At 42.1% G+C, this 15,488-nt stretch carries 12 protein-coding genes and 1 pseudogene; 5 read left to right on the top strand and 8 right to left on the bottom strand.

Features of this window, described 5'->3' with window-relative positions; genetic code table 11:
• Positions 1-23 precede the first annotated feature (23 nt).
• Both A0125_RS09335 and A0125_RS09330 read left to right on the top strand, forming a co-directional pair.
• Complete coding sequence (locus A0125_RS09335; protein WP_066754916.1) at positions 24-1,577, top strand: FMN-binding glutamate synthase family protein; 1,554 nt, start codon at positions 24-26, stop codon at positions 1,575-1,577.
• Between the two features lie 308 nt (positions 1,578-1,885).
• Positions 1,886-2,203 carry a hypothetical protein gene (locus tag A0125_RS09330; RefSeq protein ID WP_156472498.1) on the top strand — a complete coding sequence of 106 codons (318 nt, stop codon included), beginning with the start codon at positions 1,886-1,888 and terminating at the stop codon, positions 2,201-2,203.
• 20 nt (positions 2,204-2,223) lie between these two features.
• On the opposite strand, the gene A0125_RS09325 is transcribed toward A0125_RS09330, so the two are convergent.
• Positions 2,224-3,000 carry an amidohydrolase gene (locus A0125_RS09325; protein ID WP_066754912.1) on the bottom strand — a complete coding sequence of 259 codons (777 nt, stop codon included), beginning with the start codon at positions 2,998-3,000 and terminating at the stop codon, positions 2,224-2,226.
• Between the two features lie 75 nt (positions 3,001-3,075).
• Positions 3,076-4,047, bottom strand: a complete 972-nt coding sequence (locus A0125_RS09320) for a polyprenyl synthetase family protein (RefSeq protein WP_066754910.1) — start codon at positions 4,045-4,047, stop codon at positions 3,076-3,078.
• Between the two features lie 39 nt (positions 4,048-4,086).
• Between A0125_RS09320 and A0125_RS09315 the strand changes: the two genes are divergently transcribed.
• Both A0125_RS09315 and A0125_RS09310 read left to right on the top strand, forming a co-directional pair.
• On the top strand, positions 4,087-5,070 hold the full coding sequence (locus A0125_RS09315; RefSeq protein WP_156472497.1) for a glycosyltransferase: 984 nt from the start codon (positions 4,087-4,089) through the stop codon (positions 5,068-5,070).
• Between the two features lie 256 nt (positions 5,071-5,326).
• Positions 5,327-5,659: a metal-sulfur cluster assembly factor gene (locus A0125_RS09310; RefSeq protein ID WP_066754908.1), complete on the top strand. Its 333-nt coding sequence runs from the start codon at positions 5,327-5,329 to the stop codon at positions 5,657-5,659.
• Between the two features lie 12 nt (positions 5,660-5,671).
• On the opposite strand, the pseudogene uvrC reads toward A0125_RS09310, so the two are convergent.
• The 5 genes and pseudogenes from uvrC to A0125_RS09285 form a co-directional block, all read right to left on the bottom strand.
• Positions 5,672-7,470 (bottom strand): annotated as a pseudogene (uvrC, locus tag A0125_RS09305) (excinuclease ABC subunit UvrC).
• 17 nt (positions 7,471-7,487) lie between these two features.
• On the bottom strand, positions 7,488-9,737 hold the full coding sequence (locus A0125_RS09300) for a penicillin-binding protein 1A (RefSeq protein WP_066754906.1): 2,250 nt from the start codon (positions 9,735-9,737) through the stop codon (positions 7,488-7,490).
• A 201-nt stretch (positions 9,738-9,938) separates the two neighbouring features.
• Positions 9,939-10,403: a T9SS type A sorting domain-containing protein gene (locus A0125_RS09295; protein WP_082784990.1), complete on the bottom strand. Its 465-nt coding sequence runs from the start codon at positions 10,401-10,403 to the stop codon at positions 9,939-9,941.
• Positions 10,404-10,604: 201 nt separating this feature from the next.
• A complete protein-coding gene (locus A0125_RS09290; protein ID WP_066754902.1) occupies positions 10,605-12,326 on the bottom strand; it encodes an amino acid permease in 1,722 nt (573 codons plus the stop codon).
• Positions 12,327-12,523: 197 nt separating this feature from the next.
• Positions 12,524-13,204 (bottom strand): ACP phosphodiesterase, encoded by a 681-nt coding sequence (locus tag A0125_RS09285; RefSeq protein WP_156472496.1) that lies wholly within the window; start codon positions 13,202-13,204, stop codon positions 12,524-12,526.
• A 178-nt stretch (positions 13,205-13,382) separates the two neighbouring features.
• Between A0125_RS09285 and tyrS the strand changes: the two genes are divergently transcribed.
• Complete coding sequence (tyrS, locus tag A0125_RS09280) at positions 13,383-14,669, top strand: tyrosine--tRNA ligase (RefSeq protein ID WP_066754898.1); 1,287 nt, start codon at positions 13,383-13,385, stop codon at positions 14,667-14,669.
• Here tyrS and A0125_RS09275 read toward each other — a convergent pair whose 3' ends face one another.
• Positions 14,670-15,377: a DUF4397 domain-containing protein gene (locus A0125_RS09275; RefSeq protein WP_082784989.1), complete on the bottom strand. Its 708-nt coding sequence runs from the start codon at positions 15,375-15,377 to the stop codon at positions 14,670-14,672.
• Positions 15,378-15,488: the final 111 nt, after the last annotated feature.

Here is a 15,488-nt window from a genome sequence, read left to right as displayed (position 1 = left end):
AGTAAACTTAATATATACGTATCATGCGTGTTAGAAATTTGATCCTTGGAACGATTATCGTCATTAATTTGATTATTATATCGTTTGGTATTATTTTCACCCGGAGCTGGTTCTGGTTATTGATCATACCTATTCCCCTATTGATTATAGCATTGTACCATAGTTTTCAGAGTGGGCACGCCATCTTGAGAAACTATCCATTGGTAGGTTATTTCAGGTATTTTTTTGAATCCATCCGTCCGGAGTTACGTCAGTATTTTTGGGAATCTGACACTGATGGTCGTCCGTTTAACAGACGCCAACGCTCCATCGTATATCAAAGAGCCAAAAATCAACGCGAAACTGTTGCGTTTGGTATGCAAACCGATCCACAAGCCATTGGCAATGAATGGGCTGCGCATTCGGTATTTCCAGTGCACATCGAAAACCATGACTTACGCACTATGGTCGGAAACTTTCAATGTAAGCAGCCGTACAGCCTGAGTGTATTCAATATTTCGGCCATGAGTTATGGAGCCTTGAGCCGTACCGCTATTACCGCGCTCAACAAAGGTGCTGCCTTACAGAATTTTGCGCACAATACAGGTGAAGGTGGTATTAGCCAATACCATATTAATGGCGGCGATTTGATTTGGCAAATTGGTACGGGTTATTTTGGCTGTCGCGATGATCTGGGCAGATTTAGTCCAGAATTATTTCGGGAGAAAGCGACCAAACCTTACGTGAAAATGATTGAAATCAAACTATCGCAAGGTGCCAAACCGGGGCATGGTGGTATATTGCCGGCGGCAAAAAATACACCTGAAGTAGCGGCGATACGACACGTAATACCAGGTACTGATGTGATGTCGCCTCCGGCGCACAACGCTTTTTCTACGGCTGAGGGTCTGATAGAATTTGTGCAGCAATTACGCGATCTATCGGACGGCAAACCAGTAGGATTCAAGCTCTGCGTGGGCGACAAGCAAGAATTTATAGATATCTGCCATGCCATGCAGCAAACACAGATTTTCCCAGACTTCATCGCTATTGACGGCTCAGAAGGCGGTACTGGTGCAGCGCCATTAGAGTTCACCGATAACTTAGGAATGCCATTATACGATGCTTTGGCTTTCATCACCACCACATTGATTCGTTTTGGCCTGAAGAAGCATATCAAACTTATTGTTTCTAGCCGCATCGTGACTGGATTTGATATTCTTAAGGCAGTAGCATTGGGTGCTGATGCTTGTTATAGTGCGCGCGGAATGATGTTTGCCTTGGGTTGTATTCAAGCTTTGAAATGCAATGAAGATGTTTGTCCGGTCGGTGTGGCGACACAGCGCCCACATTTGTACAAAGGACTGGATGTGGAAGACAAATATGTACGTGTGGGGCAATTTCACCGCAATACCTTACGCGCCACAGTCGAAATCATGGAGGCATGTGGTTTCAAAACATTAGAAGATGTGAGTGCCGACAAGTTTTTCCGGAAGGTGGATAATCAAACCACACTGAGCTTCCATGAAATCTACTTTCGTAACACCGGCAAACTAGTCAACAATAGAAGTGGATTTGAGCCAGAAATCTTCGAATAAAATTACAACAAACACAAACAAAGCGGAACCCTTGTCTCAGTCGAGTCAGGGGTTTACTTTTGATTGACCTTTATTATTTTCATTAAAAAAAAGTATCTTTAGAGAGAGTGCGAAATGGCCTTCAGCCGATAGAGCCTTAAGAAAAGATCATATACATGGAAAATATTATACCTGTACTTCTTATCGTTGGGGGATTGATTTACAAAATCTACCAAAACTATCAAGAGGAAATGGAAAAGGCGCGGAAGCGCCAAAGTAGTTTACCGAAGAGTGCAGCCCCTAAAACTGTGGTGGAGCAGCGACGTACCATGACAACGAAACGCCGTGATACAACTGTTGCCGAGCCGCCTGCTACACGAACTACTGAATATGATCGCAAACTGGGCAGGCCAAAACCAGCAAAAATAGCCCGGAAAAAAGTGGAGATGCCGGAAAAAATGGTGTTGGAGCAGGAAGTGCCAGCCGAAGTTACTCGTCTTCGCGCAGAAAAAGCGAAACAAAAAGCAATTCAGAAAATAGAGGTCGTGCCCGTCGCAGAGGCGTTGCCAAAGCTCGAGGAGGAACGCTTTGATCTTCGTCAAGCAGTCATTCACGCAGCGATCTTGCAAAGACCCTACGCAGATTAACTAGCAATATAGGGTGATTATTACAGAATTGTGAATTTATCCTGATCCTTTAAGAATGGTAAGCTTTGTCGCGTTTCTACCAAATCTTTCGGATTGAGCGTAAAAGTATACAGATCTTCATCTTCGGGTTTATAATACACGACATCGCCAGCCGGCGAGATACACATGGAACCTCCCGAATAATACGTCTCGTTGCCATCATGCCCTACTCGGTTGACACCAATGACGTACGATTGATTTTCGATCGCTCTTGCTGGTATAAGTGCACGCCAATGTGCTGAGCGTTTGTCTGGCCAATTGGCCGTGTAAACCAAAATATCATACGCATCACTCTCATTGCGAGACCAAACTGGGAAACGCAGATCGTAGCACACCATCGGGCAGATACGCCAACCTTTTATATTGAGTACTACACGAGATGATCCGGCAGTAAAGTATTCGTCTTCTTTGGCCATGCTAAACAGGTGCCGCTTATCGTAGTGCACAAATGTACCATCTGGTGACATCCACACAAAGCGGTTATAATAGCGTCCGTCTTCCTCAATAATTAAAGAACCTGCAACGACACAGTCAAACTTTTTGGAAAGATCAAACATCCAATGCATGGTCGGTCCAGACATCGTCTCAGCACAAGCAGCTACATTCATGGTAAAACCAGTATTGAACATTTCTGGCAGAATAATTAAATCTGTTTTTTCGCGTAATCCAGATAGACGAAGTGAGAGATTTTGTAGATTTTTCTCCGGATTCTCCCAAAAAATATACGCTTGAAATACTGTTACTTTTATTTGCTCCATAAATACATGTTCGATCGAAACTTATCAGGTCGATTTGATACAAATTAATGAATAATTAGCAGTTATCCTAATCACCTAATAGGTACGCACCATTAGATTCTGTGCTAAATCTCGCAATGCCATCTTTTGCTGATCGCCTACCGGAATGGTTTCTAAAGCATTATAGGCAAGTTCAGCATAGTGATCTTTCAGCTGTTCGGCTATGGAGCGTACACCATATTTAGCATACAATTTTTTCGTCGTCTCTATTTTTGTCTCCGCGTCCAGTTCGTTCACCAAATTATCCAACACGGCTGCATCTTGTACATCCACAAGCTGTTGGAGGTGGATACGCAGAATTGTTTTTTTATCACAAAGAATATCGCCTCCAACCTGTTTGCCAAAATTTTCCGGATTACCATATACATCTAAAATATCATCTTGTAATTGAAATGCAATTCCAAGATTGACGCCAAACTGAAACAATAAATCCTGCTCCTGCTCATTGGCATTCGCTAAAATCGCTCCCATTTGCAGTGCGCCACCTAGTAGAACCGATGTTTTGGCTCGAATCATACTGATGTAGTCGGCTTCTGCTACGCTATCTTCGGTTTCAAAATCCATATCTTTCTGCTGCCCCTCACATACCTCCAGCGCCATGCGATTAAATACTTTCAATAAGGCTGGTATTTTTGCTGGCGCACAGCGCGCAATTTCTTCATATGCTTTCACTAATAAGGCATCACCAGAAAGAATGGCGACATTCACGCTCCATTTTTTATGCACGGTCTGAGCGCCACGACGTAGTGGTGCTTCATCCATAATGTCGTCATGAATAAGCGAAAAATTATGAAAATATTCTACTGCCAATGCTGCAGGAATCGTTGATTCCATGTCATCAAAAGCAAACAAGTCTGCGCCCAGCATCACCAGTAACGGACGTATGCGCTTACCCGATAAACCTAGAATATAGCGGATAGGATCATATAACTTGGGTGGATCGGTCGGGAACTGTGCCTGCTCAATGGCATTTGTAATTTGTGTACTATATGTAGATTGTGTTAGCATGCGAAAGAAAATATGACGAATATACAAAAATAACTACTTTTGACTATCTCATACATGCGCGTACTCTTTGTTCATAACTATTATCAGGATCTTGGTGGGGAAGATGTGGTCTTCCATCAGGAGATGAATGCTATGTCAGAAATAGCCGGCTATGAAGTCTTTTCACTGACATTCCGCAATGAAAAAGGTTGGAAAGGATTGTGGCAATTTGGCTGGTCTCCTTGGAATATTTTTGCAAAAAAAAAGCTCCGCGCTGCTATACGACGCTATAAACCAGACGTGATCCATTTTCATAATACGCAGTATGCCTGTGGACCAATTGTGATCCGTACTGCCAAAAAAGCGGGCATTCCGATAGTCATGTCTTTACACAACTTTCGCTTGCTTTGCCCTTCGGCTACGCTTTTTTATCGAGGAAAGCTGTTTACCGATAGTGTACATGCTGAATTCCCGTGGAAAGCGATCTATCATCGTGTGTTGGACCGTTCATTTGCCAAAACTGCCTTAACGGCCATTAGCTATTGGATCCATCGCCGAATAGGCACTTGGAATATGGTAGATCGTTATCTTGTATTGGCCGAGTTTTCAAAGCAACTCATCTCAAACAGCTCACTAAATGTAGCCCCGCAAAAATTTGTCGTAAAGCCTAATTTTGTAGAGATTCGCGCGGCAGAGATGCTACCCAAACGGCAGAATCATTATCTTTATGTGGGTCGATTATCCGATGAAAAAGGCATTCTGGAGTTACTTGAGGCCTTGAAAGACACCTCATATTCCTTGCGGATTGTTGGCTCTGGTCCGTTGGAAAATCAAGTACAGGAAATCATAAAAAACAAGACACATCTTTCTTATATCGGCGCACTACCGAAAGATGCCGTGTACGAAGAACTCTTGCAATGTAAAGCATTGATTGTGCCTTCCGTTTGTTACGAAGGTGGCACGCCGCTCACGATTATCGAAGGCATGATGATGCACACTCCGATCATAGCTAGCCATATTGGAGCAATTGCCGACGCGTCATAGAAGGAGAAACAGGATATTGCTTTGAGCCGACCTCGCCCGAAGCTATCGTACAGGCTATTCAGCGATTTGAAATGGATAGTACAGCTACGCATTTTGACATTACCACTCGGGCGGCTGCGCAAGCACAACTCGTACACAGCAAGAAGCATATTATGGCTTTATTACAACATGAATATGATCGAGTTTGTACTCGAAATACCTAAATTTGAGTATTCAACTACAGCAGTAGTGATTCAAGTCAAAAAATAATAAATATATGAATCAAATAATAGTAATGGACGCTATCGGTCTTGCTCCACGTATTCGTGAAGTATTGGAAACGGTATACGATCCAGAATTAAAGCCTGCTAATATCGTAGATTTGGGTTTGGTGTACGAAATTATTACAAAAGCTGATGCTTCTGCCAAAATTGTCATGACGCTTACCGCGCCTGGCTGCCCCGTTGCTGGCGATATTATGGACGAGGTGCAACGCAAAGTTGCAGATATTGATGGAATCAGTCAAGCAGTGGTAGAATTGACTTTCGATCCACCTTGGAATAGGGATATGATGTCTGAAGAAGCGAAATTGGAGCTGGGATTTTTGTAAGATCACACGGCGCTAATCCACCTCAGCAAAAAAAGCACGAAAGGCTGCGATTTGCTTTTTATTCAGAATCTCTGCGAGCTGCTCATCGCTAGCTTCGCGAGTTTTTTTGGCGGATTTAAACGTTTTGAGGAGTTTCTCCACCGTAGTTTTTCCGATCCCTGGAATCTGTTCTAGTTCCGACACAAAAGTTTTGCGGCTGCGTTGATTGCGATGAAAAGTAATACCAAAACGGTGCGCTTCATCTCGAAGGTGCTGGATAACACGTAATGTTTCTGATTTTTTGTCCAGATACAGTGGATATTGGTCGCCCGGATAATACAGTTCCTCGAGGCGCTTGGCAATACCAATTATGGTTACTTTCTTCTCTACACCGAGCAAGCGTAAGCTTTTCAATGCGGCTCCTAACTGTCCTTTGCCACCATCAATAATAATTAGTTGCGGCAGTGGCTGATCTTCGTCTAACAAACGACGATAACGACGAAAAACCGCCTCTTCCATCGTTGCAAAATCATCAGGCCCCACTACCGTCTTAACATTAAAGTGCCGATAATCTTTTTTAGAAGGCTTAGCATCTTTGAATACCACGATGGCCGAAACCGGGTAATTACCTTGTATATTGGAGTTGTCAAAACATTCGATATGCTGTGGCAAAACGTTCATGCGCAAATCTTTCTGCATCTGCGACAAGATACGTTCCGTCTTCAACTCGGGATTCAATTTTTCGTATTGATTGAGGCGCTCTTTTTTGAAGTATGCCACGTTCTTCAGCGATAAATCCAACAACTTACGCTTATCTCCCATTTTGGGTACATGAAAATGAAAGTTATCATCTTCTTGGATATCCAGTTCAAACGGCACGATGATCTCTCTGGAAAGGCTCTTAAAACGCGAGCGAATCTCCGGAATGGCTAGTGCCAATAACTCTTCATCGCTTTCGTCCAGCCGCTTTTTCATCTCTAAGGTCTGCGTCTGAATAATGACACCATTAACGATTTTGAGAAAATTAACAAAGGCGTAGCTATCTTCGGAAGCGATGCTGAATACATCCACATTAGTGATTGAGGAGCTTACTACAGTAGATTTACTTTGATAATTACCGAGCTTATCCAGCTTTTGCTTCAAAGTATGCGCTTGTTCGAAATCCATCTGCGCAACAGCATCCTGCATCTGTTCTTTGAGACGATTATTGACGATGCTTATTTTTCCGTTGAGAATATCTTTTATATTGACGAGGTTCTGATTGTAAGATTCTTCCTCTTGATACCCTTCGCAAGGGCCTTTACAATTTCCTATCTGATACTCCAAGCAAACCTTGAATTTGCCTTTTTGAATATTCTCTTCCGATAGATTTAGATTACAGGTACGTAATGGGAATAATTCGCGAATCATATCCAGCACGATGTGCATCATGCCGACCGACGCATACGGGCCATAATACCGTGAACCATCTTTAATATATCTGCGGGTCCAATAAATTCGCGGGAAGCGCTCATTTTTGATGACAATCCATGGGTAGGTTTTATCATCTTTGAGCATCACGTTATAGCGTGGTTGATGTTTTTTGATCAGACTGTTTTCTAGCAGCCATGCATCGATTTCGGTATCTACAATCGTGAATGCGATGCGATTAATCTTCCGTACCAGCACACGTGTTTTGCCATTGAGCTGATGCGGGCTATTGAAGTAGGAACCGACTCTATTGCGCAGATCTTTGGCCTTGCGACATAAATCAGTTGCTCGTCTTTATCAAAATACTGATAAACACCAGGCTTATGCGGTATGCGCGTTAATTCCTGCTTATAATCAAACACTCTAACACTCCTCTTTCTTAAAACCCTAATCGATCATCCTGCAAAGGAGTCTCTTCTGGCACACCAAAAAACTCAGTGTGCCTAGCACAATCTATTTCAAACCGGTGAATACCTCCTGGAGGCAATGGGAAATCCTCTTGCGAATAGTTCAATGCTTTATCGGCATACACTTTTCGCATAAATTTGCCGAATACCGGCATAGCCGATCGTGCACCTTGACCTAAGGCCGTACTGCTGAAGCTGATTCCACGATCTTCGGCACCGGTCCATACGCCTGTAACCAAGTCGGGTGTAATTCCCATAAACCAAGCATCCGCATTGTTATTAGTGGTACCGGTCTTTCCTCCAATCGGATTTTTGAGACCGCCAAAATCTGGATCCCAACGCAATCGGCTGGCTGTACCTCCATCGACCACACCTTTTAGGATATCTACCATTGCATAAGCCGTTTCACTATTAATGGCTTTCACTACTTGCGGTGCTTTCTCATATATCGGTGTACCATTTTTATCTTCTACGCGCAAGATCATCGTTGGTTCGATCCAAGTACCGTGATTTACAAATGCTGCATAGGCGCCCACCATATCAAAGATCGATGCATCGTAGGAACCTAAAGCAATCGAAAGATTATTAGGAATGTCAGAAGTGATACCCATTTTGTGGGTGAAAGATGCGACATTATTTGCACCGATCTCGTTGATGAGGTAAGCAGAAGCTTGATTTTGCGAATATTTGACCGCATTTTTTAAAGTAATTGGATCACCACCTCGTATTTCACCGCGCGGGCTCCATCCGCCAATGTTTTGTTGGTGATTTGGAATTGTGTTGCATGGTGTATAACCATTGTCGATAGCACATGCATACACAAAAGGTTTGGCTGTGGAACCAACTTGCCGGGTTCCTAACTTCACTTGATCGTATTTGAAATGTTCAAAATTAATCCCGCCTACCCATGCTTTGATATGACCTGTCTTGGGCTCCATAGACATCATCGCATTGCGGAGAATCAATTTCGTATAGCGAATAGAATCTAACGGGGTCATCACCGTATCGATATTTCCGTCCCAACTGAATAAGGTCATGGGCACTGGCTTATCAAACTCTTTCTCGATGTTGCTTTCTGACATTCCTTCGTCTTTTAGCATTCGATAGCGGTCAGATCGTTTCATTCCTCTGGCCAATATTTTTGCATTTTCGCCGGAGAAAGCATCTCGGCGACGCCATTCTTTGCTAAACTCGTTTTGCAACTTGCTCATCCATTCTTTCTGTGCATCTTCAGCATGCTGCTGCATTTGATAATTGATCGGCGTATAGACGCGCAATCCATCACGATCCAGATCATACGGCGTACCATCTGGCTTGGTAATGGCAAGTCGCTTGAATTCTTGGCGAATCTGTTCTTTGAGAACAGCACGAAAATATGGACCTATTCCTTCGGAGTAGCTAGAGATGCGAAGCTGTAGATCAAGCCCTTCTTGTTTGAAGGCGTCATAATCATTTTTTGAAAGATAGCCTTGCTCCACCATATTATACATTACCAGATTTCTCCTTTTGAGTGCATTTTCTGGATAGCGTACGGGCGAATAGATGCCAGGACCTTTAAGCATTCCTACTAGTAGTGCAGCTTGCGGTGGCGTAAGCTGATCGGGAGTGGTGTTGAAATACGTGCGCGCCGCAGACTTAATACCGAAGGTGTTGTATGCACCAAAATCTACGGTATTGAAATACATCATGATGATTTCGTCTTTCGTATAGTTTCGTTCCAATCGAACGGCGGTGATCCATTCTTGGAATTTCTGCATTACGCGTTTCAAGAAACTTTTCTCGCGTTTTTCTGAAAAGAGATTTAAAGCTAGCTGCTGAGTAATGGTACTTCCGCCCTGCTTGTTGCCAGCTAACGTGTGGAAGATCACACTGATGGTACGCGAATAATCGATTCCTGAGTGCTTGTAAAAGCGTTTGTCTTCTGTAGAAACTAAGGCATGCACCAGCGCGGGCGATAACTCGCTAAAGCGCACATTGGATCTATTATGTACGTAATAGGTTCCTAACACCCGATTATCGTCCGTAATGATTTCAGAAGCTAAATTGCTGTTGGGATTTTCTAAATCTTCGAAAGATGGCAACTGACCAAAGACTCCTATTCGTACACTGACCATAAACAGTATCGCAAAAAGAACAAGCCCGATGATAACCTTCCAAAAAAGGCTTGTATAGCTCTTTACGTCTTCGGGTGTAAGTTTGCTATTTTTCGATTCTCTCTTCATAAAACAATTTTATCAATACAGGCGGCTTTCGAATACACCTAAAGCATATCGACACTACCTATGTTTTTCATTTACAAAAATATCATAATTTTCGGGACGATTTGACATAATTTGCATAGTTCGCAATACAAATCAGCTCCTGCATAAAGCTACGCAAAATAGGAAAGATATAATGGGATGGATTTTTGCTAAATGGCAGTGCTAGCGGATCGAAATTCTTTTTATTACTGTTTCGCTACCCGTTGTTACGCGCACAAAATAAAAGCCTGCAGGCAGCTTACTGTTTGTATCAAAACTCAAGCTTTGTATACCTCCATCTAATTCTCCATTAAGAAGATTCATCGCTTCATTTCCAAGAGCATCCATCACACGAATGGAGACATGACTCAATTTCGCAAGCTTGAATGATACAGCGATTTGCTCGGCTACTGGATTATAAAAAACTTTTACATTGGTAATTGCCTTATCACTCGTTTCTGGATTAAACGTGTTTTTGCTCACCTCGATCGGCGATAAAGAAACATGATGTGATGAAAACGAAAAGGTATTAGCAGTACTCAATTTAGATAAAACAGACACAGTTGCATGAGACGTATTGGCACTCATCACCAGCACTACAGCGCTGATAATAAACCAATTACAAATATGCCGATGAAGTTTTATCATTAATTTCTATATGTATTAAATCTGGCGCTTAGGCTCAAAAAGTATTGTTAATTGGATGTTTTCCTTTGTACAAATATAACCTTTAATGTCTTATATTGTTTATGGCTAAGGGAATTTTTTTACCTCTTTAACAATTTTTAACCAAGATCATCGTTGCGCCGCATTGCTGCTACTAAAATCGTACATTTTGAGTAGTACATATTACCTTTCATTCTGCGCGCTATCAGCCCCAGCAGTGTCTTTGCTACTATTTAATTTTGAGTGCTTGTATCCATATGTAAAATAGAAAACTAAACCGATCAATAGCCATGCAATAAAAATAATCCAGTTACTTGCTCCTAATTCACTCATCAAGTAAAGGTTTATAAGAATACCAATAACTGGGAGCAGAGAAAAATTGTGTTTGAAGCTTAAGATACTCAGCACCAACCAAACTACCCAGAACACGACCAACAACGAATTGTGGAGCAAGGCTGTGCCCAAAACTTCACTCTTTTCTGTGCCTAAAGGAGCTCCATAAAAGAACACAAGCACAAGACCAATCACAAAACTCAGCCCTACAATATATTTACCATTAATGTACGGCACGCGAAATTTTGCTTTGGCGGTCAAGCCTGCGTAATCCATATATAATACACCGCCACAGACCATAATAAAGGCGAAGAAAGTTCCAACGCTGGTAAGATCTACAAAAAAATCCATCTTAAAGAACAGGGCCGGTACAGCTACTACCACACCTGTAACTATCGTCGCGAAGGAAGGGGTTTTGTATTTGGGATGAATGGTAGCAAACTTCTTCCATAGTAAACCATCTCGACTCATCGTCATCCAAATTCTTGGCTGAGCTAGTTGAAATACTAATAGTGCGCTCGTAATTGCAATAACAGAAGTGACAGATACTATGCCAGCCATATGATCAAAGCCAACATAAGAAAATACATACGCCAAAGGATCTTTTACATTCAAGGCACTGTAATTTACCATCCCTGTCAATACTAGCGTTATACACACATACAATATTGCGCAAATGAGTAAACAGTATATCATCGCGCGAGGTAAATCACGCTGGGGATTTTTGCTTTCTTCGGCAGTGGTAGAAATAGAATCGAACCCAATAAATGCAAAAAAAACGGCAGCTACGCCGCTAAGCACCCCTTCCATACCGTTGGGGGCAAAAGGAGTCCAATTTTCTGGTTTTATAAAAAACATTCCGCCGAAGATCACCGCTAGAATAACGCCGATCTTTACCAACACCATAAAATTACTGGCTCGACGTGATTCTTTGATCCCGATGTAGACGAGCCACGTAACAAACACGGTGATCAAACCAGCAGGCAAATCGAATATAATCGGAAAATCGCCGAAACGTGGTGCAGTTTCATACGCTTGCAAAGCGATACGATCTATGCCTTCCAAATTTTCGACGCCAACTGCCAACATTTTATTGTGCGCATCATAAGCATAAGCCGGAGCCATGGTCAACCATTTGGGCACTAAAATCCCGAAACCTTCTAACATTGACACAAAATACTGCGACCACGATATGGCTACAACCATATTTGAAACAGCGTATTCTAATACTAAAGCCCAGCCTATAATCCAGGCAAATAATTCTCCGAACGACACATAGGCATACGTATACGCGCTTCCTGACACAGGTACCGCACTTGCAAATTGTGCGTAAGACAATGCGGTAAATACACAGGCAAATGCGACAAACAAAAACAATAAAGATATTGCAGGTCCGCCGTTGTAACTGGCCAAGCCGATCGTACTAAAGATTCCCGCTCCTACTATTGCAGCGATTCCTAGGGAAACTAAATCTCGAACACCAAGGACGCGCGATAGACCAGAACTGCCCTTTTGTGAGTCGAGCATAATCTGATCGATACTTTTCTTACGGAAAAGCTTATTAATACTCATATAAAACTGTTATTCAACTTACGATCACTACCAACAATTGGCCTTAATTTGACTACAAATGTCTAAAAATAATCCTGTAATCAGGTATAATTATTTTCTTAAGCATCTTGGGCGAGGGGGATGTACTGAACAAACCTCTTTTAATTTTCAATATTCTCCCAAGACATTGGAAAATCGCGTGAACATCATTCAGGGAGCTAACTAATCGTCAGCTTATCGTTTACAAAGCGAAATATATCGCGAAAATCTGTCAATGAATCGGCCGCATATTCTTCCAGTGCATCGCTAAGCGCCTGGCGATCTAATGCTGACTCCTGAAAACTCCAGACACGTTTGGAAATATTGAATAACGGCTCGGACAAGCTCCGTAGATCGGCATATTCGTGAATATACTTCCACGATATAAATTGATCATAGAAATGGAAAAACTTATCTGTATTGGTTAAACCAATAATCTCCAAAAATTTCTTCAACATCGATCTGTTGACCTGAGTTAAGTGCTCATACAAACGGCTTACATTCGCCATTTCGTGCTGTATCAGCAGATGATCTAGTAACAGTTCTAAAGAAATATGCCCCATGAAGGAGGCGCGAATGGGTAAATGACTGAGTATGGGATCTAGCTTTTTGCGAAGCTGGTGGTTGTGCTCCAAAAAGAATGGACTACTATGAAATATTTTATCTACCTCAACATGCCGATACCAGCCTTGATAAATAGCGATCAATTGCGGATGCGCGAATAATTGCTCTTCAAAACGATTTGGGTGAAAGACATAATCCTTGTCGGCATTTTTTAATAAATCGGGCAATAAACATCCTACCACCCGAGCAGACTCAGAGGCATATCGTTCAAAATAAAAGTGTGACAGAAAGTTCACCGTGAGAATAGATTTATCTAACCGAATATAATAACTGTAAGATACACTTTAAGTTTTATCTTTGCAATCTTAGAATATATGTTAACAAAACGGTAGCTTATTAAACCATGAAGCGTAGCTAAATAAGCAAACGCGCACAGGAAACACATAACTGCCTAACAATCAAATCATTTTAAAGATGAATTTTGTAGAAGAATTGCGTTGGCGTGGCATGTTGCAGGATATTATGCCCGGTACAGAGGAGTTATTGAGTGACGAAAAAGTTGCTGGATATATTGGCTTCGATCCTACTGGAGATTCTCTGCATGTTGGGCATCTTACGCAGATCATGACGTTGATCCACTTTCAATCGGCTGGGCACAAACCGTTTGCATTGGTTGGTGGCGCAACTGGCATGATCGGAGATCCATCATTCAAGTCCGCAGAACGTAATCTACTGGACGAAAACACCTTGCAGCACAATCTCAATGGCTTAAAAGCACAGCTTTCTAAGTTCCTGTCTTTCGGAGATGGTGAGACAGATGCAAAAATGGTCAACAATTATGACTGGTTTAAGGAATTCAGTTTTTTGGATTTCATCCGTGACGTCGGTAAGTTAATTACCGTCAATTACATGATGTCCAAAGATTCTGTCAAAAAGAGATTAGAAGGCGAAAACGGTCTTTCGTTTACCGAATTCACCTACCAACTTATACAAGGTTACGATTTCTACTACTTGTGGAAACACCATAATTGTAAAATACAAATGGGTGGTTCAGATCAGTGGGGCAATATCGTGACTGGTAGCGAGATGATCCGCCGTATAGAACAAGGAAGTGCACATGCGCTGACTACGCAATTGATTAAGAAATCGGACGGACAGAAATTTGGGAAAACAGAATCTGGAGCGATATGGCTTGATCCGAAGAAAACCTCGCCCTACAAATACTACCAATTTTGGTTGAATGCGACTGACGATGATGCTAAAAGCTGGATCAAAATCTTCACTCTAAAAACCAAAGAAGAGATCGAGTCGATCATTGCAGAGCACGATCAGGCGCCGCACTTACGAGTTGTACAAAAAGCTTTGGCACAAGATATCACCATTCGTACACACTCAGTACATGCGTACGAGACGGCCATTAAAACTTCGGATTTCTTATTTAACAATGGTTCTTTGGACTTTTTATCTTCGCTCAGTGAAGAAGAGGTTCGCGAAGTGTTTGAAGGGCTGCCGCAATACGAGCTTAGCCGCACAACTTTGGAACAAGGTGTTCATATCTTAGATTTCCTTGCTGTAAATACGCAAATATTTCCGTCAAAAGGTGAAGCGCGCAAAATGCTTCAAGGTGGTGGTGTGTCGATCAACCGAGAAAAAATTTCCGATGGCGAACTTAGTGTATCACTTAGCCATCTGATCAACGATCAATATATCATTGCCCAGCGAGGCAAGAAAAACTATTACTTAATTATTGTTACTGATTAATTAAGGATGCTTGATCACCGCGTATAGCGTTGGTTGATCCGCCTTATCTTTATTTAGTAAAGAACCTGTCAGCCAAATGGTATAAACACCTTGGTTGGCAGGATTTAAATCAAAAGCATGATTAACAGCAGCACTGTTCTGCCCGGCGAATAGTAAAGAATACTCGTCTATATCTAATGTGGCGAAAGCCGACATCTTACCCGCTGCCAACGGCGGGAAAACATTGCTAGCTGTTGGGTTATTCCCAATCGATACCGCTAAGCCATCCGTATTAGTATTTAAAAACCGTACTTTAAACTGACCATTCCGAGGTAACAGCAAATCATCTTCTACTAAAGCTGTCTGCACCGGATTACCATTAGTCAATAGTAAGGAATAATTTCGACCAGCAGATAGATTAAGACTTTCTGCTGCGGTGGAGAGCGTTCGACTTCCAAAGCGAATATTCATCGAAAGCGTTCTGTTGCCTGGATATACTGTTCGATGACGCATAAACTCTCCATAACGCAACATTTCTAAATTAGTGTTTAGCCGTTCTCCGTTTAACAACACGTCTACTTGATCCGTATTAGATACAGCATTGAAAACCGCCAATACGGCCATTTGGTTTTCAGGCAAATTGACAAATTGGTCCGACAGCAAATCTTTGTTAGAACATGAGGCGAAAAGTAATGCTGTGGCGACTAAAATGGATATGAATTTTCTCATAATATTTTTTTTGAATGCCTACGTTCTGGCACTCATGTTATAACAAACGCAAAAAGAAATATACTCGCTACAATATACAACTTCAGCGCTTGCCAAAACTGTAGTTTTGTC

The organism is Sphingobacterium populi (assembly GCF_001586775.1).
Lineage (GTDB): Bacteria > Bacteroidota > Bacteroidia > Sphingobacteriales > Sphingobacteriaceae > Sphingobacterium > Sphingobacterium populi.
Note: the sequence above shows the minus strand (reverse complement) of the source record. Positions and strands in the feature narration are given on the sequence as shown.